Origin of the sequence: Enterobacter cloacae complex sp. IR5428 (genome assembly GCF_049238585.1) — a bacterium.
GTDB lineage: Bacteria > Pseudomonadota > Gammaproteobacteria > Enterobacterales > Enterobacteriaceae > Enterobacter > Enterobacter intestinihominis.
Window position 1 is genome coordinate 262,561 of sequence record NZ_JBMKHV010000007.1, and the last position, 25,622, is coordinate 288,182.

Genomic DNA, 25,622 nt, shown 5'->3' on the forward strand with positions numbered 1-25,622 from the left:
GCGCAGCGCCACCGGGCAAAAAAATCACAGCACGGAAGGTAGCAGTCCTGCAAGGGTTTCTTCTTCCAGAAGCTGTATCGCCTTATCAATATCCGGCGCAAAGAAGCGGTCCTCATCGTAGTGCGTAACGTGCTCGCGCAGCGTATGACGCGCCTGCTCCAGCAGCGGGCTGGATTTTAGCCCTTCGCGTAAATCAATACCCTGACACGCCGCCAGCCATTCCACCGCCAGCACGCCGCGGGTGTTGGAGGCCATCTCCCACAGTCGACGCCCGGCAGCCGGGGCCATCGAAACGTGATCTTCCTGATTTGCTGACGTTGGCAGGCTGTCCACGCTGTGCGGATGCGACAGGGCTTTGTTTTCGCTTGCCAGTGCTGCGGCGGTGACCTGGGCGATCATAAAGCCCGAGTTCACCCCACCGTTGCGCACCAGGAATGGCGGCAGCTGGGACATGTGTTTATCCATCATTAGTGCGATTCGACGCTCGGACAACGCTCCGATTTCGGCAATCGTCAGCGCGATATTATCTGCGGCCATCGCCACCGGCTCGGCGTGGAAGTTGCCGCCGGAGACCACCTCGTTTTCCTGAGCAAACACCAGTGGGTTGTCGGACACCGCATTGGCCTCCACCAGCAGCACTTCTGCCGCCTGGCGAAGCTGTGTCAGGCATGCGCCCATCACCTGCGGCTGGCAGCGCAGGGAATACGGATCCTGCACCTTCTCGCAGTTATGGTGTGATTCGGCAATGTCGCTGGTATCGGTAAGTACGTGGCGGTACATGGCAGCGGCATCAATCTGACCGCGCTGGCCGCGCACCTCGTGGATGCGGGCATCGAACGGACGACGCGAGCCGAGCACCGCTTCAGTGGTCAGCGCACCACACACCACCGCGGAGGCGAACAGATCTTCCGCTTCAAACAGGCCGCGCAGCGCAAAGGCCGTCGACGCCTGCGTGCCGTTGAGCAGCGCCAGCCCTTCTTTTGCCGCGAGGGTGATCGGCGCTAAGCCGGCTTTTTTCAGCGCCTCTTTCGCAGGCAGCCACTCCCCTTGCCAGCGCGCCTTGCCTTCACCCAGCAGGAGCAGCGACATATGCGCCAGCGGTGCCAGATCGCCGGAAGCTCCGACGGAGCCCTTCGCCGGGATCCACGGATAAACTTCCGCATTGACCAGCGCCATCAGCGCCTGGATCACGCTCAGACGAATGCCGGAAAACCCACGCGCCAGGCTGTTGATTTTCAACACCATCATCAGGCGGACGATCTCATCGTCCAGCGGCTGGCCAACGCCCGCCGCGTGCGAGAGCACAAGCGAACGCTGTAAATTCTCCAGATCGTGCGTGGCAATGCGGGTCTGTGCCAGCAGGCCAAACCCGGTATTGATGCCGTAGGCGGTGCGCCCCTCCGCTACAATCGCCTCCACGCAGGCCACGCTGTCGTTAATGGCACGGTGGGCGCTTTCATCAAGGGCGAGTGTCACCGGCTGACGCCAGACGTGACGCAGCTGTTTGAGCGACAAAGAGCCGGGAGTAAGTGTTAACGCGTTCATGCAGGCTTTCCTTGTGTGGCGGGGATCATCGGCAGGTTCAGGCCCTGCTCTTTGGCACAATCAATGGCAATCTCGTAACCCGCATCCGCGTGGCGCATTACGCCGGTTGCCGGGTCGTTATGCAGCACGCGAGCAATACGTGCCGCCGCTTCGTCGGTACCGTCACAGACGATGACCATCCCGGAGTGCTGGGAGAAGCCCATCCCGACGCCGCCGCCGTGGTGCAGCGACACCCAGGTTGCGCCGCTGGCGGTGTTCAGCAGGGCATTCAGCAGCGGCCAGTCGGAGACCGCATCCGAGCCGTCGCGCATGGCTTCGGTTTCACGGTTCGGACTGGCGACAGAGCCGGAGTCCAGGTGGTCGCGGCCAATGACGATCGGCGCGGAGACTTCGCCGCTGCGCACCATTTCGTTAAAGGCGAGGCCGAGTTTTTGCCGCCACTCCAGCCCGACCCAGCAGATACGCGCTGGCAGGCCCTGGAAATTAATGCGCTCGCGCGCCATGTCCAGCCAGCGGTGCAGGTGCTCGTCGTCGGCGACAATTTCCTTCACTCTGGCGTCGGTTTTGTAGATATCCTCCGGGTCGCCGGACAGGGCAACCCAGCGGAACGGCCCGATGCCGCGGCAGAACAGCGGACGAATATAGGCAGGCACGAAGCCGGGGAAGTCAAAGGCGTTATTCACCCCCATCTCTTTCGCCATCTGGCGGATGTTATTCCCGTAATCAAAGGTCGGAATCCCCATCTTACTGAAGGCGAGCATCGCGGAGACGTGTTCCGCCATGGCGCGTTTAGCCGCCAGTACCGTGCCCTCAGGATCGGTTTCCGCTTTTTGCTGGTAATCTTCCCACGTCCAGCCTTTTGGCAGGTAACCATGAAGCGGATCGTGAGCGCTGGTCTGGTCGGTGACCAGATCCGGACGCACGCCGCGCGCCACCAGTTCCGGTAGAATATCCGCCGCGTTGCCGCACAGGGCAACCGACACGGCTTTGCCTTCAGCGGTGTACTTTTTGATGCGCGCCAGCGCGTCATCGAGGTTGTCGGCCTGTTCATCAACATAGCGGGTACGCAGACGGAAATCGATGCGGCTCTGCTGGCACTCAATGTTCAGGGAGCACGCGCCGGCCAGCGTCGCGGCCAGCGGCTGCGCGCCGCCCATGCCGCCTAGTCCGGCGGTGAGCACCCAGCGGCCTTTCAGTGAGCCGTTATAGTGCTGTCGGCCCGCTTCCACGAAGGTTTCATAGGTGCCCTGCACAATCCCCTGGCTGCCGATGTAGATCCAGCTACCCGCGGTCATCTGGCCGTACATGGCCAGCCCTTTTGCGTCCAGCTCGTTGAAGTGTTCCCACGTCGCCCAGTGCGGCACCAGGTTGGAGTTGGCAATCAGCACACGGGGCGCATTTTTATGGGTTTTGAATACGCCAACCGGTTTGCCGGATTGCACCAGCAGCGTTTCGTCGTTTTCGAGATTCGTCAAAGACTCAACAATCGCGTCATAGCACGCCCAGTTGCGTGCGGCGCGACCAATGCCGCCGTAGACCACCAGCTCATGGGGATTCTCTGCTACCTCAGGATCAAGGTTGTTCATTAACATGCGCAGCGGTGCTTCGGTGAGCCAGCTTTTTGCGGTGAGCGTGGTGCCGCGCGCGGCGCGGACATCCTGCTTGCGGTATTTATCTGACGACATTGTGTGTTCCTCATAAGGGACAGGTGATGCATTTAGATATACTTGTATAGACAAGCACACACAAGGTCGGATTTAACAAAAAAGATACAATTTTGCTATATTGCGTTAGCGATCACGCTTATAAAACTTATGACATAAAGTGGCCCTGCAACCGGTAACGATTCCCCGGGAACAGCAGCTTCGCATGCGACACGATCTGCGAGGATGACCAGGTACGACGGCGGATCAGCAGGCAGGGATCATGCTCTTTAATACGCAACAACTCGCACTCCTGAGGCGTGGCGCGCACGGCCTCCACGATATGCTCCCCTTCCGTCAGCGGGGCGACGAGCGAGAGATACGCATGCGGTGTGGTTTGGGTGTAATCCTGGTTCAGGTAGTCCGGGATCCGCTCCGCGTTGACGCAGCGATCTTCAATCTGGACCGGAATATCGTTCTCATAATGCACCATCACCGAATGGAAGATCCGGGTGCCCTCTTTAACGTTCAGCTCGATGGCCTGTTCGGCGCTGGCCTGCGTCTCTTCAAGCACCAGCACTTCGCAGTGGTGCTGATGGTTGCGGGCGGCAATTTCATCGGCAATGCTGCGGATTTCAAACAGCGCCGACTGTCCTTTTGGCTCGGCGACAAAGGTTCCGACACCCTGCAAACGCACCAGCAACCCTTCATCGGTCAGTTCCCGCAGCGCCCGGTTAATGGTCATTCGACTAAAGCCAAACTGCGCGACCAGTTCAGCTTCGGAGGGAATACGGTCGTGCGGACGCCAGACGCCGGCAGCAATTTTTTCGCTGATCGCCTGCTTCACCTTTTCGTAAAAAGGCGCGGGAGGGCTCGGCTGCGGCAGGGGCGAGCGTGAAAACATCATGACTCCTTGAATGTTGTTATGCCCACCAGTGAGCAATTTGCCAGGCCAGTCGGGCGGCAAGCTTCGCCCCCTGACCGTCCCGGTCGTAGTGCGGATTATATTCCACCAGATCCGCCGCCTGTAGTTTACCGCTTCGGCAGATACGCTCAATCACCGGGAACAGATCCAGCGCCGGGATCCCCAACGCCGCAGGGGCGGACACGGCGGGCATTTCTGCGGCGGGCAGCACATCAAGGTCAATGGTGAGATAAACCCGGTCTGCCTGCGCAAGCACGCTATCCAGCGCGGATAGCGCATCCCGGCGAAAATCGAGATCTTCAACCAGCATCACGTTCAACCGTTCAGCTTCCTCCCACAGCGCCTGGGTATTCGCCGCACGGCTTACCCCCAGGCAGGCGTAGTGAAACGACCGCGACTGCGACGCGCAGTAGAGCGCCAGCTGGCGGAACGGCGTGCCGGACGTAGCCCGTTCAGCCTTACGTAAATCGAGGTGCGCATCCAGGTTGATCACCGCAATGCGATCGTTCGGAAAGGCGTCCAGCACGCCGCGCCCGTGCGCCCAGGCGGTTTCATGTCCACCGCCAAAAACCAGAGTACGCATCCCGGATTGCTGGCACGCGGTTATGGCCTCGCTCAGCGCCTGCTGTGCCGCCTCCAGCGCATTGCCTTCAACAAAAATGGAGCCCATATCCACGAGGCGCGCATGCCCCTGATGGCTCGCCATATTCGCCAGCGCGCCGCGCAGCACATCGGGAGCCTGTGCAGCACCGGGCCTGCCCTGGTTACGCTTAACCCCTTCATCACATTCAAAGCCCAGCAGGGCGATGCCTGACGGCACGGGTGCAAAGTGTACGCGCTGCTGTATGGTCTGGAAGAGACGTTTCGCGGTGCTGGATTCGGCGCTGTCGTCACGACCCTGCCAGACCTGCGGGGAAACGGGATGCCACAATTTCATGCTACCTGCCCCCGAAACACGCGTTGATATAAAGGATTCCGCCCCGGCTCGTAAACCATCTCAACCGGATGATTCGCCTCCCAGACGACGAAATCAGCCACATAACCGGGCTTTAACTGCCCGTGCGTCGCGCCACGACCTAGCGCCTGCGCCGCATGCCGCGTCACGCCAGCCCAGGCCTCTTCCGGCGTGAGGCCAAACTGGACGCAGGCCATGTTCATTGCCAGATGCAGGCTGGCAAACGGGCTGGTGCCCGGGTTGTAGTCGGTAGCCACCGCCATCGGCACGCCCTGCTCTCTGAGCTGCGCCACCGGTGGACGCTGGCGCTCCTGAAGAAAATAGAACGCGCCGGGGAGCAATACCGCCACCGTGCCGCTTTGCGCTATCGCCTGAATACCTGCATCATCGAGATACTCAATATGATCGGCCGACAGCCCCTTATACTGGCTGACCAGCGCCGCGCCGCCCAGATTCGACAGCTGCTCTACATGCCCTTTAACCGGTATCCCGAGCGCGGCGGCGGCCTGGAACAGGCGCTCGGTTTGCGCCGGGGTAAAGCCGACGTTTTCACAAAACACGTCCACCGCTTCAAATAACTCTTTTTGCCACAGCGTGGGCATGATCTGCTCACAGACCAGCGTGAGATAGGCATCCGGATCCTGTCGGTACTCGGCAGGAACGGCGTGCGCGGCAAGCAGCGTCGGGCTGATATCGACCAGATTGTTCAGGCTGAGCTGGCGGGCAACCAGCAGCATTTTCTCTTCGGCCTGGACGTTCAGTCCGTATCCCGATTTGATTTCAATGGTCGTTACGCCTTCATTCATCAGCCGCTGGAGCCGCTGCTGTGCCACCGTCAGGAGCATTTCCGGCGAACTGTTGCGGGTCGCCGTGACCGTGGCGTTAATACCGCCGCCCTGCGCGCTAATGGTCTGATACGACACGCCGTTAAGCCGTTGCTCCCATTCCGCTGCGCGATCGCCGCCGAACACCAGATGGGTGTGGCAATCGATCAGGCCGGGAGTAACCAGACGCCCGTCGAGATCGACACACTGACGATGCCCGGAGGGGATCTCGGCTTCAGGAATAACGGCCGCAATCGTCTGGCCGCGCACGACGAGGGCATGTTGTTCTTTCAGGCCGTAGGGTTCCGGCTCACCTGTCGCCAGGGTCGCCAGTCGCGCATTTCGCCATATCACATCATCGGGATGAAGCTGCTGCATGTGCCTTCCGCTTGTCATGGGTTGTATAGACATTTATTTTCATCTGTCACCTGCTGTCAACCGCCTTGCAGGAAAATGTTATTTATTTGTGATGACTTTCCCGTCGCCTGCGGGCAAAAATGCAACTTTTCCCGTTTTTATCTTCCCGTTTCGCTCAACTTAGTATAAAAAAGCAGGCTATTTCGTCTATTCAGATAAGACTTGCATACCCAGGAGCATTACCTTGAATATTTCCAGGATTTCCCGTCTGGCGTTGGCACTCGCCTTTGGCGTGACTTTATCCGCTTGCAGTTCAACACCACCGGATCAGCAACCTTCTGAGCAGGTTGCTCCGGGCACCGCTTCCCGTCCGATCCTGTCAGCGGCTGAAGCGAAGAACTTCACCCGTGCGCACTATTTCTCGGCGATGGATCCCAATGCAGCCCCATGGACGCCTTCTTCTATTAACCTGCCGAAACAGCCAGACTTCGTTGTCGGCCCGGCCGGAGCAGAGGGCGTTACGCACACCTCAATTCAGGCAGCTGTTGATGCCGCAATCACCAAACACAGCGCATCTCGTCAGTACATTGCCATCCTGCCGGGTGAATACGAAGGAACCGTTTATGTTCCGGCTGCACCGGGAAGCATTACGCTTTACGGACTTGGCGAAAAAGCGGTCGACGTGAAAATTGGCCTGGCGATTGATTCAGAGATCGACAGCACCACCTGGCGCCATCTGGTGAACCCGGCCGGTAAATACATGCCAGGTAAACCGGCGTGGTATATGTTTGATAACTGCCAGCGCAAACGTGCCGCCACCATTGGCGTGATGTGCTCGGCAGTATTCTGGTCACAGAACAACGGCCTGCAATTGCAGAACCTGACCATTCAGAACACCCTGGGCGACAGCGTTGACGCCGGTAATCACCAGGCCGTGGCGCTGCGTAGCGATGGCGACAAGGTACAGATTAACAACGTCAATATCCTGGGCCGCCAGAATACCTTCTTCGTGACCAACAGCGGCGTGCAGAATACCCTTCAGAACAACCGTCTGACGCGTACTCTGGTCACCAACAGCTACATTGAAGGCGACGTGGATATGGTCTCCGGTCGCGGCGCGGTGGTGTTTGATAACACCGACTTCCGCGTGGTGAATTCACGTACGCAGCAGGAAGGTTACGTCTTTGCCCCGGCCACGCAGTCCAACCTGTTCTATGGCTTCCTGGCCGTGAATAGCCGCTTTACTGCTGCTGGCGATGGCGTGGCGCAGCTTGGCCGCTCTCTGGACGTGGACTCCGCCACTAACGGCCAGGTCGTGATCCGCGACAGCGTGATTAACGAAGGCTTTAACATGGCGAAACCGTGGGCGGATGCGGCGATCTCGAAACGTCCTTTCTCCGGCAACATCGGCACGGTGGATGATAAAGACAACGTGCAGCGTAACCTGAACGACGCTAACTTTAACCGCATGTGGGAATACAACAACCGCGGTCTGGGTAGCAAAGTGGTTGCTGAACCGAAGCAGTAAAATGCCTGCTGCCGGGTGGCGGCTATGCCTTACCCGGCCTACCTCATGCATTAACCACGCATAAAAAAACCTCGCATGTGCGAGGTTTTTTTTCGTCTACGGATCAGTGAGCGTTAATTACAACCCACATCGGCCCTTGTCCGACCGCATAGCGTCCTTTCTCTTCCAGTAGACCCTGCACGCCTTTGATTTCATAGAGCGCGATGTGGTGGGATTTCTGCCCCGCAGCAATCAGGTATTTGCCGCTGTGATCGACATTAAAGCCGCGCGGCTGGGTTTCTGTCGGCTGGAAGCCCTCAACTGCCAGAACGCTGCCGTCTTCTGAGACGCTGAAGACGGTGATCAGACTGGAGGTACGGTCACAGGCATACAGGTGGCGGCCATCGGGCGTGATGTGAATGTCTGCCGCCCAGCGTGTGTCGGAGAAATCAGCTGGCATCATGTCCAGCGTCTGTACACACTCGATCTGCCCGTTAGGATCGTTCAGCTCCCAGACATCTACCGAGCTGTTCAGCTCGTTAACGACATAGGCATACTGCTGATTCGGGTGGAAGACCATATGGCGCGGGCCTGCGCCTTCCACGGTGGTGACTTCCGCCGGGCTCTGCGCGACCAGATGACCGTCATCGCTCAGGGTAAACAGGCAGATGCGATCCTGCTTCAGCGCTGGCACCCACAGCGTGCGGTTATCCGGCGAAATGTTGGCGGAGTGGCAACCCTCAAGCCCTTCTACCACGTCGACGGTTTCAACGGGAATACCGTCTTCCAGGCGGGTGACGCTCACGCAGCCTGCATTGTAGGAGCCGCTGAAGATAAAGTTGCCTTTATGGTCGGTAGAAATATGGGTCGGGCTGCCCGGCAGCGGCGCTTCTGCGGTATAGGTCAGCGCGCCGTCATCCGGGGAGATGCGGTATGCGAGTACGCGGAATTCCGGGCGTACCCCGACATAAAGAAAACGTTTATCCGGGCTGACGACCATCGGCTGCACCTGGCCTGGCACATCAACAACCTGAACCAGCGTAAGCGAACCTTCTGTATTCAAACGCCAGACATGGATCTGCTGACTTTCAGGACTGGCGGTATAAACGGTTTGTTTCATGAATACTCCTGATTATTTTTAACGGTGAATGCTGAATTGTAGTCCGGGATTTTGCAGGGTTCCGCTCTCGGTGTACCATCCCGACAGACCTTAAATTCAACATTAACCCGGAAGAAAAAATGACCTCGCGAGTGATTGCCCTGGATTTAGACGGAACACTGCTTACCCCTCAGAAAACCCTGCTCCCCTCTTCTCTTGAGGCCCTCAAACGAGCCCGGGAAGCGGGGTATCAACTTCTCATCGTAACGGGTCGACATCACGTAGCCATTCATCCTTTTTATCAGGCACTGGGCTTAGATACACCTGCAATTTGTTGTAATGGCACTTATTTGTATGATTATCAGGCAAAAAAGGTTTTAACCTCTGATCCGCTTCCCGTTCCGCAGGCGCTGCAATTGATTGATTTACTGGATGAGCACGCGATTCACGGCCTGATGTATGTGGATAACGCCATGCTGTATGAACGCCCTACCGGCCATGTGATCCGCACCAGCAACTGGGCCCTGTCTCTGCCGGAAGCGCAGCGTCCGGTGTTCACTCAGGTTTCCTCCCTGCGCCAGGCGGCGGAAGACGTCCAGGCAATCTGGAAATTTGCCCTGACCGATGAAGACACCGCCAAACTGAATACTTTCGCAAAACATGTCGAGCATACGCTGGGTCTGGAATGTGAATGGTCCTGGCACGATCAGGTGGATATCGCCCGTAAAGGCAACAGCAAAGGAAAGCGTCTGACCCAGTTCGTTGAGTCACAGGGCTGGTCAATGCAGGACGTGATTGCCTTCGGCGATAACTATAACGACATCAGCATGCTGGAAGCGGCCGGAACGGGCGTGGCGATGGGCAACGCCGATGATGCGGTGAAAGCGCGTGCTAACGTGGTGATTGGCGATAACACCACCGACAGCATCGCGCAGTATATTTATACCCACCTGCTGTAATCAGGCGGTGATAGAGACGCTCTTGATTTGCGCGTAAAGCCACAGGCCAGGCTTGATGCCTAACTCATCCCTGGCCCACGGGCTGATGCGCGCCCACAGCGTTCTGTTGCCCACTTCCAGTTGCACTTCCACCTGGCCGTTATCATCAAAACACTGCGCCACTTTTGCGCGCAAAATATTGCGGATACTGGTTTGCAGCGGCGGTTGCAGCACCAGGGAGACATCCGACGCCTGAATGCGGATCCGTAACGTGGACTGAATCGGCGTATCGATTTTATTCACCCACAAATGCTGGTCACCCAGCGCCAGCGCGGTCATCGCATAATGTGGATGGTGCTCCAGCACGCTCACCTTCAGAATGCTGCTCTGCTGCTCCTTTGGCAGCCACGGATGCATAACGCTGCTGCCCCATACCTCTTCCAGATTGCCGAATGCCTTCACCCTGCCCGCCTCCAGCACCAGCACTTTGTCGGCCAGATGTAAGATCTCATCCAGCGAATGGCTGACGTACAGCATGGGCACGTTGATTTCCCGCGCCAGACGTTGCAGATACGGCAGCAACTCGCGCTTGCGCGGAATATCCAGCGAGGCCAGCGGCTCATCCAGCAGCAACAATTCCGGCGCGGTTAACAGGGCGCGGCCAATCGCCACGCGCTGTTTTTCACCACCCGACAGCGAAGACGGGAGACGATCGAGCAGCGGTTCGATGCCCAGCAGCGCCACCAGCTTATCGAACTGTCCGGCCATGCTTTTTGCCATGCCATAGCGCAGATTTCCGCGCACGCTGTAGTGCGGAAACAGGCGCGCATCCTGAAACACATAGCCGATGCGGCGCTTGTCCGGTGACAGGCAGACCTTCTTCTCCGCGTCGTTTAAGACGCGGTTATTTAACACAATACGGCCAGACTGGGGACGCGTCAGGCCGCTAATCGCATTAATCAGCGACGTTTTCCCTGCCCCGGAAACGCCAAAAATGGCGGTGATACCGCTGGCAGGCAGCGTTTCGTTAAGCGTCAGAGTGTGGCTGCCCAGGGTTTGCGTAAAGTTGAGTTCCAGCATCACGATTTCCCCATCCGTTCACGGCTGAGGCGCGCCAGCCACTCAGACACCAGCAGCGAGACCAGAGCGAGCACAATCGAAATAACACACAGCCGGGCCGCCGCACCTTCGCCGCCCGGGGTCTGAATCAGGGTATACATGGCCGACGGGATGGTCCGCGTCTCGCCGGGAATGTTGGACACAAAGGTGATGGTCGCGCCGAACTCACCCAGTGAGCGGGCGAAGGCTAACACCGTACCGACGATAATGCCCGGTAAGGTGAGCGGAAGCGTAATGGTCAGAAATACCCGCCAGCGGCCTGCGCCCAGCGTGCGGGCGGCCTGTTCTAACCGGATATCCACCCCTTCCAGCGCCAGGCGGATAGCGCGCACCATCAGCGGGAAGGACATTACTGCCGCGGCCAGAACCGCGCCGCGCCAGCTGAAAGCAAAGGTCAGTCCGAACCAGTCGTACAGCCATTCGCCGATAAAACCGCGTCGCCCCATGGAGATCAGCAGCAGATAGCCGACCACCACAGGCGGTAAGACAAGCGGAAGATGGAGAACACTGTCGAGCAGGGCTTTGCCTGGAAACTTCACGCGAACCAGTAACCAGGCAAAGAACACCCCAAAGGGCAAACTCAGCGCAACCGCCAGGGAAGAGACTTTCAGGCTCAGCAGCACGGCCTGCCATTCAGGTTCGGTCAATATCATTCGTGAGTCGTAAATCCGTAACGTTTAAAGATAGCGGACGCTTCAGGCCCCTTCAGGTAGTCAACGAAGGCCGTCACGCTCGCATTTTTATGTCCATCAACTATCGCAACAGGATATTCCACTTTCTTATGCGAGTCTTCCGGGAAGGTGCCCACCACCTTCACACCTTTACTGGCGACGGCATCGGAGCCGTAAACGATCCCGAGTGGCGCTTCGTTACGCTCCACCAGCGCCAGCGCGCCACGCACATCTTCTGCGGGAGCCAGCTTCGGCGATAAGGTTTCCCATGCGCCAAGTTTTTGCAGCGCTTCTTTCGCATAAATCCCGGCAGGAACATGCTCCGGATCGCCTACCGCCAGACGGCCACCGTTGAGCAGACGGGTCCAGTCCGTCTGTTTGTTGATGGCGATGTCGCCCTGCTTGCTGTTTGCGGGCGCGACCACCACCAGGCTATTTCCCAGCAGCGTTTCGCGGCTAGCCGTATCAACAGATTTTTTCTCCACCGCGTAGTCCATCCATTTCTGATCGGCAGAGATGAACAGATCAGCCGGTGCCCCCGCTTCGATCTGGCGGGCCAGCGTCGACGAGGAGGCAAACGACGAAACGACCTCGACGTTTTTCTCTTTTTTGTATACCGCAGCAATATCCTGCATCGCGTTAGTCAGCGACGCCGCCGCAAAGACCGTGATTTTTCCTTCATCCGCCAGCGCGTGGCCGGTGAGTGAGAGAGTCAGCGTTGCCCCTGCGAAAAGGCGTACCCATGAACGTGCCATTTGAAGCTCCTGTGCGTATCGTTATATACAAACAAATATAACGACATATCGCAGGCGTTCCTAGCGCTAAATCGTACCCATTAATGCGTAAACTCAAGGAACGTTGTAAAAGATATCGGCGGGAGAGGAATAAACTTGAGAGCAAAACGCCCGGGCTGGCCGGGCGTTTTGGAGGAAATCATTGCTGCTTTTTAGGCTGGTCACGACGATGACCAATGTTCGAAAAGACGTTGAACACTTCACCCAGGCCGTAGATGGCACCGAGGATGATAGCCATCACTACTGGCACCATGATTACCGCGAATACCAGACTTTTCAACAACTCTAACATGGTTTTCTCCAGATCTTGTGAACGGCTTATTCTACCCTGAAAAGTAAGAAAAACATCCCCTTTTGTGCGGTGCGCTTTCCGCACCCGGACATTTGGGTCACAATAACCTTTTTGCCGGGACATTGTTATGCAGGCCGAAATTCTCCTCACCCTACGACTTCAGCAGAAGCTTTTCGCCGATCCGCGACGCATCGCCCTGTTAAAACAAATAGAACAAACTGGCTCGATTAGCCAGGGAGCCAAAAACGCCGGCATCAGCTATAAAAGCGCCTGGGATGCGATTAACGACATGAACACCCTGAGCGAACAAACGCTGGTAGAGCGCGCCACCGGCGGAAAAGGCGGCGGCGGCGCCGTGTTGACGCGTTACGGGCAACGCCTGATCCAGCTCTATGACTTACTGGCGCAGATCCAGCAAAAAGCATTTGATGTGCTGAGCGATGACGACAACCTGCCGCTGGACAGCCTGCTGGGCGCCATCTCCCGTTTCTCTTTGCAGACCAGCGCCCGCAACCAATGGTTTGGTACGGTGACGGGGCGCGATCATTCGCAGGTGCAGGAGCATATTGAGATCCTGCTCGCGGACGGCACAACGCGCCTGAAAGCCGCCATCACCGCGCAAAGCGGTCAACGCCTCGGGCTGAACGAAGGTCAGGAAGTGCTGGTATTACTCAAAGCGCCCTGGATCAGCATCACGCTTAACCCTGAGCAGGCCGCCGAGGCCGACAACCAGCTACGCGGGCGTATCAGCCACATCGAGCGCGGCGCAGAACAGTGTGAAGTGCTGATGACCCTGCCGGATGGGCAGTCGCTCTGCGCCACCATTCCGGTGAACGACGCGACCGAATTAGATGAAGGTGCTGTGGTGACCGCATATTTCAATGCAGACCGGGTAATTATCGCCACATTGTGCTAAGCGCATTGACAACCTCACCAACACTGAGTATCCCTGACATCTGTTGCTGCAAAAAATGGGATAACACATGTCATCATTGCATATTTCGCAAGGCACGTTTCGTCTTAGCGATACCCGTACCTTATCGCTGCCAGAGTTAACCCTTCGCCCCGGAGAAAGCTGGGCGTTTGTGGGCACGAACGGCAGCGGAAAATCGGCGCTGGCCCGCGCCCTGGCTGGCGAATTAACCCAGCTGAAGGGGGAGCGTCAGTGCACCTTTACCCGGCTGACGCGCCTTTCCTTTGAACAGCTGCAAAAGCTGGTCAGCGATGAGTGGCAGCGTAACAATACCGATTTGCTCAGCCCCGGCGAAGAAGATACCGGCCGCACGACGGCGGACATTATCCAGGATGAGATAAAAGATCCTGCCCGCTGTCAGCAGCTGGCGGAGCAATTTGGCATTACCGCCCTGCTTAACCGCCGCTTTAAATATCTCTCTACCGGCGAGACGCGCAAAACGCTGCTATGTCAGGCGCTGATGAGCGAGCCGGAACTCCTGATTCTGGATGAACCGTTTGACGGACTGGATGTGCAGTCCCGCGCGCAGCTGGCAGCGTTGCTGGCGTCGCTTAACCAGCAGGGATACACCCTTGTGCTGGTCCTTAACCGCTTTGATGAGATCCCGGATTTCGTACATTACGCGGGCGTGCTGGCGGACTGTAGCCTGACCGAAACCGGCGAGAAAGCCGTACTGCTCCGGCAGGCGCTAATTGCACAGCTGGCCCACAGCGAGAAACTGGACGGTATTGCGCTGCCGGAGCCGGATGCCCCTTCGGCACGCCACGGGCTGGATCCTGACCAGCCGCGCATTGTGCTGCGCGATGGGGTGGTTGCTTACGACGATCGCCCTATTCTTAATCATCTCAGCTGGACGGTTAATCCTGGTGAGCACTGGCAGATCGTCGGCCCCAACGGGGCGGGTAAATCCACGCTGCTAAGCCTGATCACTGGCGATCACCCGCAGGGTTACAGCAACGATTTGACCCTCTTCGGCCGCCGCCGCGGCAGCGGGGAAACCATCTGGGATATCAAAAAGCATATCGGTTATGTCAGCAGCAGCCTGCATCTGGACTACCGGGTGAGCACTACGGTGCGAAACGTGATCCTCTCTGGCTTCTTCGATTCCATTGGTATTTATCAGGCGGTATCCGACAAGCAGCACAAGCTGGCGCAGCAGTGGCTGGATATTCTGGGTATGGACAACCGGGTAGCCGATGCGCCATTCCACAGCCTGTCGTGGGGGCAGCAGCGGCTGGCATTGATCGTCCGCGCGCTGGTTAAGCATCCTACGCTGTTGATTCTTGATGAACCGTTGCAGGGGCTGGATCCCCTCAACCGTCAGCTGATCCGCCGCTTTGTGGATGTCCTGATTAGCGAAGGTGAAACCCAGTTGCTGTTTGTCTCCCACCATGCTGAGGATGCCCCATCCTGCATCACCCATCGGCTGGAATTTGTGTCTGACGGCGAGCATTACCGCTACCTGCTGAGCAAAATCGATTAACGCGTGGAGGGCGCTGCCCTCCGCTTTTCAGACAACCTGCAACAATACATCTCTATCTCTTTGATCTACAATGCACTCAGTCTGTGAAAAAGCGCCTGTGAAAACCAGTGTAAACGATACCACTATTTTATCCCATGTCACACTTTTCGCGTCTCTGATATGCTATGGTTAATTCATACCATAAGCCTAATGGAGCGAAATATGCGAGTTCTGGTAACAGGTGGTAGCGGTTACATAGGAAGTCATACCTGCGTACAACTTCTGCAAAGCGGCCACGATGTCGTCATTCTTGATAACCTGTGCAACAGTAAGCGCAGCGTGCTGCCGGTCATTGAACGCCTTGCGGGTAAACAGCCGACTTTCGTGGAAGGCGATATCCGCAATGAAGCATTGATGACTGAAATCCTTCACGATCACGCGATTGAAACCGTTATCCACTTCGCGGGCCTGAAAGCGGTGGGCGAATCGGTAGCAAAACCGCTTGAGTACTACGACAACAACGTCAACGGTACCCTGCGTCTGATCTCCGCCATGCGTGCGGCAAACGTTAAAAACTTTATCTTCAGCTCTTCCGCGACCGTCTACGGCGATCAGCCAAAAATTCCTTACGTTGAAAGCTTCCCGACCGGTACGCCGCAAAGCCCGTATGGCAAAAGCAAGCTGATGGTAGAGCAGATCCTGACCGACCTGCAAAAAGCCCAGCCTGAGTGGAGCATCGCCTTGCTGCGCTACTTCAACCCGGTTGGCGCGCATCCGTCAGGGGATATGGGCGAAGATCCGCAGGGTATTCCAAATAACCTGATGCCGTATATCGCGCAGGTTGCCGTAGGGCGTCGCGACTCCCTGGCGATTTTTGGTAACGATTATCCCACCGAAGACGGCACCGGCGTGCGCGATTACATTCACGTGATGGATCTGGCCGACGGCCACGTGGCGGCGATGCAGCAGCTGGCGGATAAACCGGGCGTGCATATTTACAACCTCGGCGCCGGCGTCGGCAGCAGCGTGCTGGATGTGGTGAATGCCTTCAGTAAAGCCTGCGGCAAGCCAGTGAAGTATCACTTCGCGCCGCGTCGTGATGGCGACCTCCCGGCTTACTGGGCCGATGCCACCAAAGCGGATAAAGAGCTTAACTGGCGTGTTACCCGCACGCTTGATGAAATGGCACAGGATACCTGGCACTGGCAGTCACGCCATCCGCAGGGTTATCCGGATTAAGGATTTGTCATGACACAATTCAATCCCGTTGATCACCCGCATCGTCGTTTTAACCCGCTCAGCGGGCAATGGATTTTAGTTTCACCGCATCGCGCCAAGCGCCCCTGGCAGGGGGCGCAAGAGACGCCTGCCAAACAGTCGCTGCCGCAGCACGATCCGGACTGCTTCCTCTGTCCGGGCAACACGCGCGTGACGGGCGATACAAACCCGAACTACAAAGGCACCTTCGTTTTCACTAACGATTTTGCGGCGCTGATGACCGACACGCCGGACGCGCCGGAAAGCCATGACCCGCTGATGCGCTGCGAAAGCGCCCGCGGCACCAGCCGCGTGATCTGCTTCTCGCCCGATCACAGCAAAACGCTGCCGGAGCTGAGCGTTGAGGCGCTGAAAGAGGTGGTCAGCACCTGGCAGGCGCAAACGGCGGAGCTGGGCCAGACCTATCCGTGGGTGCAGGTATTTGAAAATAAAGGCGCGGCGATGGGCTGCTCTAACCCGCATCCGCACGGCCAGATCTGGGCGAACAGCTTCCTGCCGAACGAAGCCGAACGTGAAAACCGGCTGCAAAAAGCCTATTTCGCCCAGAACGGTTCGCCGATGCTGGTGGATTACACCCAGCGTGAACTGGCGGACGGCAGCCGCACTGTGGTGGAAACCGAGCACTGGCTTGCGGTAGTCCCTTACTGGGCGGCGTGGCCGTTTGAAACGCTGCTGCTGCCAAAGGCCCATGTTCAGCGTATTACGGACCTCAGCGACGCCCAGCGAGACGACCTTGCCCTGGCGCTGAAAAAACTGACCAGCCGCTACGACAACCTGTTCCAGTGTTCCTTCCCCTACTCCATGGGCTGGCACGGTGCGCCGTTTAACGGCGAAGAGAATCAACACTGGCAGTTACATGCACACTTCTATCCGCCGCTGCTGCGTTCTGCGACGGTACGTAAATTCATGGTGGGCTATGAAATGCTGGCGGAAACCCAGCGCGACCTGACGGCGGAACAGGCGGCAGAACGCCTGCGTGCCGTTAGCGACGTCCATTACCGCGAATCAGGAGTCTAAAAATGAGTCTGAAAGATAAAACACAATCCCTGTTTGCTGAAAAATTTGGCTACCCTGCCACCCATATTATCCAGGCGCCAGGCCGCGTTAATCTGATCGGCGAGCACACCGACTATAACGACGGTTTTGTCCTGCCGTGTGCCATCGACTACCAGACGGTGATCGCCTGCGCGAAACGTTCAGATCGTAACGTGCGAGTGATCGCCGCGGATTACGGCAACGAAATTGACGAATTTTCCCTCGATGCGCCGATCGTGACCCACGACAGCCAGCAGTGGTCGAACTATGTTCGCGGCGTGGTGAAGCATCTTCTGAAGCGTAACAAGAATTTCGGCGGGGCCGATCTGGTGATCAGCGGCAACGTGCCGCAGGGGGCGGGATTAAGCTCTTCCGCATCGCTGGAAGTGGCGGTCGGCACCGTGTTCCAGCAGCTTTATCATCTGCCGCTGGACGGGGCGCAAATCGCCCTCAACGGTCAGGAAGCGGAAAACCAGTTCGTGGGCTGCAACTGCGGCATTATGGATCAGCTGATTTCCGCGCTGGGCAAGAAAGAACATGCTTTGCTGATTGACTGCCGCTCCCTCGGGACCAAAGCGGTTCCACTGCCAAAAGGTGCGGCTGTGGTGATCATCAACAGCAACTTCAAACGCACACTGGTGGGGAGCGAGTACAACACCCGCCGCGAGCAGTGTGAAACCGGCGCGCGCTTCTTCCAGCAGCCAGCCCTGCGTGATGTCTCACTTGACGAATTTAACAAGGTTGCCCACGAACTGGATCCGGTTGTCACTAAGCGCGTGCGTCACGTGCTGACGGAAAATGCCCGTACCGTAGAAGCCGCCTCCGCGCTGGCGAAAGGTGACCTGAAACGGATGGGCGAGCTGATGGCCGAATCGCATGCCTCCATGCGCGACGATTTCGAAATCACCGTGCCACAAATCGACACCCTGGTTGAAATTGTGAAAGCCACGATTGGCGACAAAGGCGGCGTGCGTATGACCGGCGGCGGATTCGGCGGGTGCGTCGTCGCCCTGGTGCCGGAAGAGCTGGTCCCTGCCATTCAGGACGCGGTGGCTAAACAGTACGAAGCCAAAACGGGCATCAAAGAAACTTTCTATGTCTGCAAAGCATCACAAGGAGCCGGACAGTGCTAAACGAAACACCTACTCTCGCACCGGATGGTCTGCCGTATCGCCTGTTGACCCTGCGCAACAGCGCCGGGATGGTGGTTACGCTGATGGACTGGGGCGCAACGTTACTTTCTGCCCGCGTACCAATGCCTGACGGCAGCGTGCGCGAAACCCTGCTCGGCTGCGCATCGCCCGAGCAATATATCGAGCAGACCGCTTTTCTGGGCGCATCCATAGGCCGCTACGCCAACCGCATCGCCAGAAGCCGGTTTACGCTGGACGGCGTAACCTATTCCCTGCTTGCCAGCCAGGGTGAAAATCAGCTGCACGGCGGCCCGGAAGGGTTTGATAAACGTCGCTGGAAGATTGTGCAGCAAAATGACGGTGAGGTCTGGTTCTCTCTGGACTCCCTCGACGGAGACCAGGGCTTCCCGGGCAATCTCACCGCAACCGCGCGCTTTACCCTGACCGAAGATAATCGTATCGCCATTGAGTACCGCGCGACCGTCGACAAGCCGTGCCCGGTCAACCTGACTAACCACGCCTATTTCAACCTTGACGGCAATCAGACCGATGTCCGCAGCCACAAACTCCAGATCCTGGCGGACGCGTATCTGCCGGTCGATGAGATGGGGATCCCTTATCAGGGGCTGAAACCGGTAAGCGGTAATAGCTTTGATTTCCGTCAGCCGAAAACCATCGCCCAGGATTTCCTGAGTGATGACGATCAGCGCAAGGTGAAAGGCTACGACCACGCTTTCCTGTTGCAGGCGAAAGGCGATCTTTCTCAACCTGCCGCACAGGTCTGGTCTGCGGATGAGAAGTTACAGATGACGGTCTACACCACCGCCCCTGCCCTGCAGTTCTACTCCGGTAACTACCTGGAGGGGACCACGGCACGTGAACATAACGACTACGCCGCCTGGCAAGGTCTGGCGCTGGAGAGCGAGTTCCTGCCGGACAGTCCTAACCATCCTGAATGGCCGCAGCCTGACTGTGTGCTGCGTCCGGGTGAAGAGTACGTAAGCGTCACAGAGTATCATTTCATTCCGCGCGCATAATGTCCGGCGGCGCTACGCGTGCACGGGCCTACGAATGTAGGCCGGATAAGCGAAGCGCCATCCGGCAAAAAGCCTGGCCCTCACCGCGAGGGCTTTTTTCCGCTCAGCTTGCTGAAAATAGCGGCGATCGCAGACAAAATCATAACCCTGGATTCACATGCATCTTACACTCTCGAACTATTTTCGCTATGGTTAGGGTTAAGCGTTGCTGCTGGCACAGTCACGGCAATATAATGAGAATTGTTATCATTCAAAATGCTTGAGGAGTAAGAAATGGCTAATACTAAGCTTGTCCTGGTGCGCCACGGCGAAAGCCAGTGGAACAACGAAAACCGCTTCACCGGTTGGTATGACGTTGATCTGTCCGAGAAAGGCGTGAGCGAAGCAAAAGCGGCAGGTAAACTGCTGAAAGAAGAAGGCTTCACCTTTGACTTTGCTTACACCTCTGTGCTGAAACGTGCCATCCATACCCTGTGGAACATTCTGGACGAGCTGGATCAGGCCTGGCTGCCGGTTGAGAAATCCTGGAAACTGAACGAGCGTCACTACGGTGCGCTGCAAGGTCTGAACAAAGCAGAAACCGCAGAAAAATACGGTGACGAGCAGGTTAAGCAGTGGCGTCGTGGTTTTGCGGTCACGCCTCCAGAGCTGAGCAAAGATGACGAGCGCTACCCGGGCCACGATCCGCGTTACGCGAAGCTGACTGAAGCTGAACTGCCGCAGACCGAAAGCCTGGCGCTGACCATCGACCGCGTTGTGCCTTACTGGAACGAAACCATTCTGCCACGCCTGAAAAGCGGCGAGCGCGTCATTATCGCTGCTCACGGTAACTCCCTGCGTGCGCTGGTGAAATACCTGGACAACATGGGTGAAGATGAAATCCTCGAGCTGAACATCCCTACCGGCGTGCCGCTGGTGTACGAGTTCGACGAAAACTTCAAGCCAGTTAAACATTACTACCTGGGTAACGCCGACGAAATCGCTGCAAAAGCGGCGGCCGTGGCGAACCAGGGTAAAGCGAAGTAATTTTCGCCGGATATAAAAAAAGCGTGGAGCAATCCACGCTTTTTTATTGCCCGCGATAAACTTAACCGCGACGCGCTTTTACCGCATCCGCCAGCTGACGCAGGATCGCATCGGTATCATCCCAGCCAATGCAGGCATCCGTCACGCTCTTACCGTAGACCAGCGGCTCGCTGCCCTCCAGGTTCTGATTGCCTTCCACCAGATGGCTCTCAATCATCACCCCAATCACTGCGCGTTCACCGTTGGCGATTTGCTGACAAACGTCTGCACCAACTTCCATCTGCTTTTTGAACTGTTTGCTTGAGTTCGCATGGCTGAAATCGATCATGATCTGCGGCGCCAGTCCCGCTTTCTCCAGACCCGCCTTCACTTCCGCTACGTGTTTAGCGCTGTAGTTAGGCTCTTTACCGCCGCGCAGAATGATATGGCAATCGCCATTACCGCTGGTATTCACGATAGCCGAGTGGCCCCACTTAGTCACCGACAGGAAGCAGTGCGGCGCGCCAGCCGCATTGATGGCATCAATAGCGACTTTGATGGTGCCATCAGTGCCGTTTTTGAAACCCACCGGGCATGACAGGCCAGACGCCAGCTCACGGTGAACCTGCGATTCAGTCGTACGCGCACCAATAGCGCCCCAGCTCATCAGGTCAGCCAGATACTGCGGGGTGATCATATCGAGGAATTCTCCGGCAGCAGGCAGCCCGCTGTCGTTAATCTCCAGCAGCAGCTTACGCGCAATACGCAGGCCGTCGTTGATCTGGAAACTGTTGTCCATGTGCGGATCGTTGATCAACCCTTTCCAGCCCACGGTGGTACGCGGTTTTTCGAAATAAACGCGCATCACAATTTCCAGTTCGCCCTTCAGCTCTTCGCGCAGGGTGAGCAGACGTGACGCGTACTCTTTGGCCGCAGCAGGATCGTGAATGGAGCACGGTCCGATGACCACCAGAAGACGATCGTCGCTACCTTTCAGGATCTTGTGGATCGCCTTGCGGGCATGAGACACCGTGTTGGCGGCATTTTCGGTGGCGGGGAATTTTTCAAGGAGCGCTACGGGAGGTAATAACTCATTGATCTCTTTAATGCGTAAATCGTCGTTCTGATAATTCATCTTCTTTCCGGCTCTGCCATATCTTTAGTAATGAAAGCAATGCTTTCAATCTAACTTGTCGGTCACGAAGTGTAAACGGGCTTTTACACTTCGCGCAGATAATTCCTGGAATTCGCCTAAAATACGCAACAAAATAGCGAAAAATGAGATCTCGCCTAAGCTTTTTACTTGTAACGACTGTTTTTAAATATTTATACGCGATTCCATCCTGACATAATTCAGGAATCTGGGATCTTTCGCCACTGAACAAGATGCACTGTTGGAGAATGTTATCCAGCGTAACGATAAGAACAGGAGCACCATGATGAAAATGACGAAACTGACTACGCTTTTCCTGACGGCAACCCTTACCCTGGCAAGCGGTAGCGTACTGGCAGCCGATACAGGCTCCTCCGGCAGCAACGGCGACGCGAATGCCGCTGCCGAAGCGGGCCAGGTTGCGCCGGATGCAAAACAGAATATCGCGCCAAATAATGTTGATAACAGTAATATCAACACGGGCAATACCAACACCGGCGGTACGAATACCGGCACGATGAACCATGACGGTATGAGCACTGACGAAGTTCACAAAAACTCAATGTGTAAAGACGGGAAATGCCCGGACCCGAATGACAAAGTGGGCAGCGATGCCAATACCAAAACGGACGGTACTACCCAGTAATCTTCCGTAAGGTAAAAGAGGGAGAGCGAATGCTCTCCTTTTTTATTTAAGCTCTTAAAAACGCTACACTAAAAATAATAATAAATCAGGAACGATACCATGGCGCACTCCCACTCCCATTCCCACTCCACTGGCGATGAAAATGCCAAACGGCTTCTGCTGGCTTTTGGCGTCACTGCCACCTTTATGATTATTGAGGTGACAGGCGGACTGATCTCCGGATCGCTGGCGCTGCTGGCCGATGCCGGGCATATGCTGACCGACGCTGCCGCGCTCCTGTTTGCTCTGCTGGCCGTGCAGTTTGCCCGTCGCCCTCCCAATGCCCGCCACACCTTTGGCTGGCTCAGACTGACCACACTTGCTGCGTTCGTGAATGCGATTGCACTGGTGGTTATTACCATTCTTATCGTCTGGGAGGCGTTTCAGCGCTTTCGTCATCCACAACCGGTAGCCGGAACGACGATGATGGTGATTGCTATTGCCGGGTTGGTCGCCAATATTCTGGCATTCTGGATATTGCACCGCGGCAGCAGCGAAAAAAATCTGAACGTACGGGCCGCGGCGCTTCACGTGCTGGGCGATCTGCTGGGTTCCGTAGGTGCCATCGTCGCCGCGCTGATCATTATGGGTACGGGCTGGACCCCCATCGACCCGATTCTTTCCGTGCTGGTATCGTGCCTTGTATTACGCAGTGCCTGGCGGCTGTTGAAAGAGAGCGTGAATGAACTGCTGGAAGGCGCTCCCACGTCGCTGGATATTGGCGAGCTAAAACGCAATCTGTGTCGTTCCATTCCTGAAGTCCGTAACGTTCACCACGTTCACGTCTGGCTGGTGGGTGAGAAACCGCTTATGACGCTGCACGTTCAGGTTATTCCGCCCCACGATCACGATGCGTTGCTTGAACGTATTCGGCACTTCCTTGAGCATCACTACGAAATTGCGCACTCCACCATCCAGATGGAGTATCAGCCCTGTAACGGGCCAGACTGTCACCTGAACGAGGCGCAGTCCGGCCACTCACACGAGCATCACCATTAGCGGGAAAGCGCGCGAGAGCCACGCTCACGCGCGCTGTTGATCCACATGCGGCTACCGTTCAGGGCAATGACGGTCAGCAGCATATACTCCAGCGACATGGCATAAACGCCCTGACGGGCAAAAATCACCACGCTAATCACGTTGATGACCACCCACAGCAGCCAGTTTTCAACGTATTTACGGGTCATCAGGATCATTGCGGCAATCGACAGCACCATCATGCAGGAATCCCAGAACGGGAAGGCATCAGGCTGAAGCTCAGGCATCGTCACGTTTAATCCCAGACCCGACATGACCGAGACCGCCACGCGCGTCAGGAAGGCAAATACCGGGTCAATAAAGACGGTCATAAAGCCGATTGCCACCACGCAGGCCGCGAGCCAGGCAATGGCTTTTGGCAACGGCAGCCAGCGGATTTGCAGCTCCGCCTCCTGCTGACTGTTTTGCCGCGACCAGGCGTACCAGCCATAGATATTGGCCGCGAAGAAGAACAGCTGCAGAAGCAGGCTGGCGTAGAGCTGGATCTGGAAGAAGATGATCGCCAACAGCGTGACGTTTATCAGCCCGAACGCATAGTTACTGATCTTCTCAAGGCTGGCCAGCCAGATACAGAGTAAACCGGCCAGCGTACCTACCGCTTCAATCCACGACAGGTCATAGCCGCCCGCACCAATCGGAATATGAACCAGGATGTTCTGTGTGCTAAAAAAATCCATTTTTTCTCCGGGGCGTAATAAGTTAAGTACGTAGTGTAGCCGCAAAATCCAGCATACGGTTAAGCGGAATTAACGCGCCTTCGCGCAGGGCGGCGTCTACGTGGATCTCATGCGCTGCGCCACCGATCTCCAGCCCCTCCGCTATCGCCTTAAGTCCATTCATCGCCATCCACGGGCAGTGCGCGCAGCTTCGACAGGTCGCCCCTTCTCCGGCGGTTGGCGCTTCGAGCAGCTCTTTTTCTGGTACGGCCTGCTGCATTTTATAGAAGATACCGCGATCGGTCGCCACGATGAGCTGCTTATGCGGCAGGGTTTTTGCCGCGTTTATCAACTGGCTGGTTGAGCCGACGGCGTCCGCCATCTCAACAATCGACTGCGGCGACTCCGGATGCACCAGAATTGCGGCCTGCGGGTATAGGCGTTTCATCCGGGTCAGTGCCTGGGTCTTAAACTCGTCGTGAACGATACAGGCGCCCTGCCAGCACAGCACATCCGCACCGGTCTGTTTTTGTACGTAGTTTCCCAGGTGACGATCGGGCGCCCAGATGATTTTCTCCCCCAGGCTGTCCAGATGTTCAATCAGCTCAACGGCGATACTGGACGTTACTACCCAGTCTGCCCGGGCTTTCACCGCCGCAGACGTATTGGCATAGACCACCACGGTACGGTCAGGGTGGGCATCACAGAAGGCGGTGAACTCATCAATCGGGCAACCGAGGTCAAGAGAACATTCGGCATTCAGCGTAGGCATCAGAATCGTTTTTTCCGGGCTGAGGATTTTTGCCGTTTCACCCATAAAACGAACCCCCGCGACCAGCAGCGTGGAGGCTGAATGCTTAGCACCGAAACGCGCCATCTCCAGGGAGTCTGAGATACAGCCACCCGTCTCTTCCGCCAGCTGCTGAATTTCCGGGTCGGTGTAGTAATGCGCCACCATCACCGCATCACGCTCTTTAAGGAGGCGCTTGATTTTTTCACGATAGAACTGCTTCTCATCCCGGCTTAGCGGAGCTGGCTTCGGCGGGAAGGGATAGATTGCGGTTTCGGGATCAAACATCACACTCATTATGGCTTCTCGTTTTACTGGCTTAACAATATTGCCTTTGTTTTGCATGAGATAACAAAAATGAGGCAATGGTGTTTTGTATACTAAACAAGATAGCGAATTTGAGGGGGAATGTCATCGGGAATTGATGCCGGTAGCATTTGTCGGCTGGTGGCTTCGCCTTACCCGACCAACAAGGTACTGGCGAAAGACAGATAGCAAAAAGGCGCCTTTAGGGCGCCTTTCTACACTGGTGGGCCGTGCAGGATGACTCGGCTTCGCCTCGCCCTTCGGGCCGTTGCTATAGCAACGTTATCCTTCACGTGTAATATCTGAGTAAGACATTAAAATTGGTGGGTCGTGCAGGATTCGAACCTGCGACCAATTGATTAAAAGTCAACTGCTCTACCAACTGAGCTAACGACCCCTTAC

24 protein-coding genes and 1 tRNA gene are annotated in these 25,622 nt (G+C 56.7%); 11 read left to right on the plus strand and 14 right to left on the minus strand.

Going from position 1 to position 25,622, the window contains the following annotated elements; all coding sequences use genetic code 11:
* Positions 1-24: 24 nt before the first annotated feature.
* The 5 genes from hutH to hutI form a co-directional block, all read right to left on the minus strand.
* Positions 25-1,545 (minus strand): histidine ammonia-lyase, encoded by a 1,521-nt coding sequence (gene hutH / locus ACOTXC_RS13160; protein WP_421767739.1) that lies wholly within the window; start codon positions 1,543-1,545, stop codon positions 25-27.
* Positions 1,542-3,230, minus strand: coding sequence for a urocanate hydratase (gene hutU / locus ACOTXC_RS13165; protein WP_003858533.1), 1,689 nt, complete (start codon positions 3,228-3,230; stop codon positions 1,542-1,544). The genes hutH and hutU overlap by 4 nt, the downstream gene beginning before the upstream one ends.
* A 127-nt stretch (positions 3,231-3,357) precedes the next feature.
* Entirely contained in the window at positions 3,358-4,092 is a 735-nt protein-coding gene (locus ACOTXC_RS13170; RefSeq protein WP_046618841.1) for a histidine utilization repressor, read from the minus strand.
* A 19-nt stretch (positions 4,093-4,111) separates the two neighbouring features.
* On the minus strand, positions 4,112-5,050 hold the full coding sequence (hutG, locus tag ACOTXC_RS13175; RefSeq protein ID WP_022647490.1) for a formimidoylglutamase: 939 nt from the start codon (positions 5,048-5,050) through the stop codon (positions 4,112-4,114).
* Complete coding sequence (gene hutI / locus ACOTXC_RS13180) at positions 5,047-6,270, minus strand: imidazolonepropionase (protein ID WP_421767740.1); 1,224 nt, start codon at positions 6,268-6,270, stop codon at positions 5,047-5,049. Before hutI ends, hutG begins: the two co-directional genes overlap by 4 nt.
* A gap of 223 nt (positions 6,271-6,493) precedes the next feature.
* Between hutI and ACOTXC_RS13185 the strand changes: the two genes are divergently transcribed.
* Positions 6,494-7,777, plus strand: coding sequence for a putative acyl-CoA thioester hydrolase (locus ACOTXC_RS13185; protein ID WP_048966835.1), 1,284 nt, complete (start codon positions 6,494-6,496; stop codon positions 7,775-7,777).
* Positions 7,778-7,880: 103 nt separating this feature from the next.
* Here ACOTXC_RS13185 and pgl read toward each other — a convergent pair whose 3' ends face one another.
* On the minus strand, positions 7,881-8,876 hold the full coding sequence (gene pgl / locus ACOTXC_RS13190; RefSeq protein ID WP_023305719.1) for a 6-phosphogluconolactonase: 996 nt from the start codon (positions 8,874-8,876) through the stop codon (positions 7,881-7,883).
* A 119-nt stretch (positions 8,877-8,995) separates the two neighbouring features.
* On the opposite strand from pgl, the gene ACOTXC_RS13195 reads away from it, so the two are divergent.
* Complete coding sequence (locus ACOTXC_RS13195) at positions 8,996-9,814, plus strand: pyridoxal phosphatase (protein ID WP_022647486.1); 819 nt, start codon at positions 8,996-8,998, stop codon at positions 9,812-9,814.
* On the opposite strand, the gene modC is transcribed toward ACOTXC_RS13195, so the two are convergent.
* From modC to ACOTXC_RS13215, 4 genes are all read right to left on the minus strand, one after another.
* Complete coding sequence (gene modC, locus ACOTXC_RS13200) at positions 9,815-10,873, minus strand: molybdenum ABC transporter ATP-binding protein ModC (protein WP_017384950.1); 1,059 nt, start codon at positions 10,871-10,873, stop codon at positions 9,815-9,817.
* Positions 10,873-11,565, minus strand: coding sequence for a molybdate ABC transporter permease subunit (gene modB, locus ACOTXC_RS13205; protein ID WP_105322565.1), 693 nt, complete (start codon positions 11,563-11,565; stop codon positions 10,873-10,875). Before modB ends, modC begins: the two co-directional genes overlap by 1 nt.
* Entirely contained in the window at positions 11,562-12,338 is a 777-nt protein-coding gene (gene modA, locus ACOTXC_RS13210) for a molybdate ABC transporter substrate-binding protein (protein WP_022647485.1), read from the minus strand. Before modA ends, modB begins: the two co-directional genes overlap by 4 nt.
* A gap of 178 nt (positions 12,339-12,516) precedes the next feature.
* Positions 12,517-12,669, minus strand: coding sequence for an AcrZ family multidrug efflux pump-associated protein (locus tag ACOTXC_RS13215; RefSeq protein WP_003858549.1), 153 nt, complete (start codon positions 12,667-12,669; stop codon positions 12,517-12,519).
* Between the two features lie 127 nt (positions 12,670-12,796).
* Here ACOTXC_RS13215 and modE point away from each other — a divergent pair, with 127 nt between their 5' ends.
* The 7 genes from modE (at position 12,797) to gpmA (ending at position 20,613) form a co-directional block, all read left to right on the plus strand.
* Positions 12,797-13,585, plus strand: coding sequence for a molybdenum-dependent transcriptional regulator (modE, locus tag ACOTXC_RS13220; RefSeq protein WP_421767741.1), 789 nt, complete (start codon positions 12,797-12,799; stop codon positions 13,583-13,585).
* A 67-nt stretch (positions 13,586-13,652) separates the two neighbouring features.
* Positions 13,653-15,125: a molybdate ABC transporter ATP-binding protein ModF gene (modF, locus tag ACOTXC_RS13225; protein ID WP_421767742.1), complete on the plus strand. Its 1,473-nt coding sequence runs from the start codon at positions 13,653-13,655 to the stop codon at positions 15,123-15,125.
* A 201-nt stretch (positions 15,126-15,326) separates the two neighbouring features.
* The gene (gene galE / locus ACOTXC_RS13230; RefSeq protein WP_022647482.1) at positions 15,327-16,343 is read left to right on the plus strand and encodes a UDP-glucose 4-epimerase GalE; all 1,017 of its coding nucleotides are present in this window, start codon (positions 15,327-15,329) and stop codon (positions 16,341-16,343) included.
* A gap of 9 nt (positions 16,344-16,352) precedes the next feature.
* On the plus strand, positions 16,353-17,399 hold the full coding sequence (gene galT, locus ACOTXC_RS13235; RefSeq protein WP_421767743.1) for a galactose-1-phosphate uridylyltransferase: 1,047 nt from the start codon (positions 16,353-16,355) through the stop codon (positions 17,397-17,399).
* Between the two features lie 2 nt (positions 17,400-17,401).
* Positions 17,402-18,550: a galactokinase gene (galK, locus tag ACOTXC_RS13240; RefSeq protein WP_023305717.1), complete on the plus strand. Its 1,149-nt coding sequence runs from the start codon at positions 17,402-17,404 to the stop codon at positions 18,548-18,550.
* Positions 18,544-19,587 carry a galactose-1-epimerase gene (gene galM / locus ACOTXC_RS13245; protein ID WP_023299620.1) on the plus strand — a complete coding sequence of 348 codons (1,044 nt, stop codon included), beginning with the start codon at positions 18,544-18,546 and terminating at the stop codon, positions 19,585-19,587. Before galK ends, galM begins: the two co-directional genes overlap by 7 nt.
* Positions 19,588-19,860: 273 nt before the next feature.
* Entirely contained in the window at positions 19,861-20,613 is a 753-nt protein-coding gene (gene gpmA, locus ACOTXC_RS13250; protein ID WP_003858562.1) for a 2,3-diphosphoglycerate-dependent phosphoglycerate mutase, read from the plus strand.
* Positions 20,614-20,674: 61 nt separating this feature from the next.
* On the opposite strand, the gene aroG is transcribed toward gpmA, so the two are convergent.
* Positions 20,675-21,727, minus strand: a complete 1,053-nt coding sequence (aroG, locus tag ACOTXC_RS13255) for a 3-deoxy-7-phosphoheptulonate synthase AroG (RefSeq protein WP_022647478.1) — start codon at positions 21,725-21,727, stop codon at positions 20,675-20,677.
* A 304-nt stretch (positions 21,728-22,031) separates the two neighbouring features.
* On the opposite strand from aroG, the gene ACOTXC_RS13260 reads away from it, so the two are divergent.
* Together ACOTXC_RS13260 and zitB are read left to right on the plus strand one after the other, a co-directional pair.
* The gene (locus tag ACOTXC_RS13260; RefSeq protein ID WP_022647477.1) at positions 22,032-22,391 is read left to right on the plus strand and encodes a protein YbgS; all 360 of its coding nucleotides are present in this window, start codon (positions 22,032-22,034) and stop codon (positions 22,389-22,391) included.
* Between the two features lie 99 nt (positions 22,392-22,490).
* Positions 22,491-23,429, plus strand: coding sequence for a CDF family zinc transporter ZitB (zitB, locus tag ACOTXC_RS13265; protein ID WP_022647476.1), 939 nt, complete (start codon positions 22,491-22,493; stop codon positions 23,427-23,429).
* On the opposite strand, the gene pnuC is transcribed toward zitB, so the two are convergent.
* The 3 genes from pnuC to ACOTXC_RS13280 form a co-directional block, all read right to left on the minus strand.
* A complete protein-coding gene (gene pnuC / locus ACOTXC_RS13270; protein WP_421767744.1) occupies positions 23,426-24,145 on the minus strand; it encodes a nicotinamide riboside transporter PnuC in 720 nt (239 codons plus the stop codon). The genes zitB and pnuC overlap by 4 nt on opposite strands.
* A 22-nt stretch (positions 24,146-24,167) precedes the next feature.
* Entirely contained in the window at positions 24,168-25,211 is a 1,044-nt protein-coding gene (nadA, locus tag ACOTXC_RS13275; RefSeq protein WP_032676358.1) for a quinolinate synthase NadA, read from the minus strand.
* 330 nt (positions 25,212-25,541) lie between these two features.
* Positions 25,542-25,617 (minus strand) — tRNA-Lys (locus ACOTXC_RS13280).
* Between the last annotated feature and the right edge of the window lie 5 nt (positions 25,618-25,622).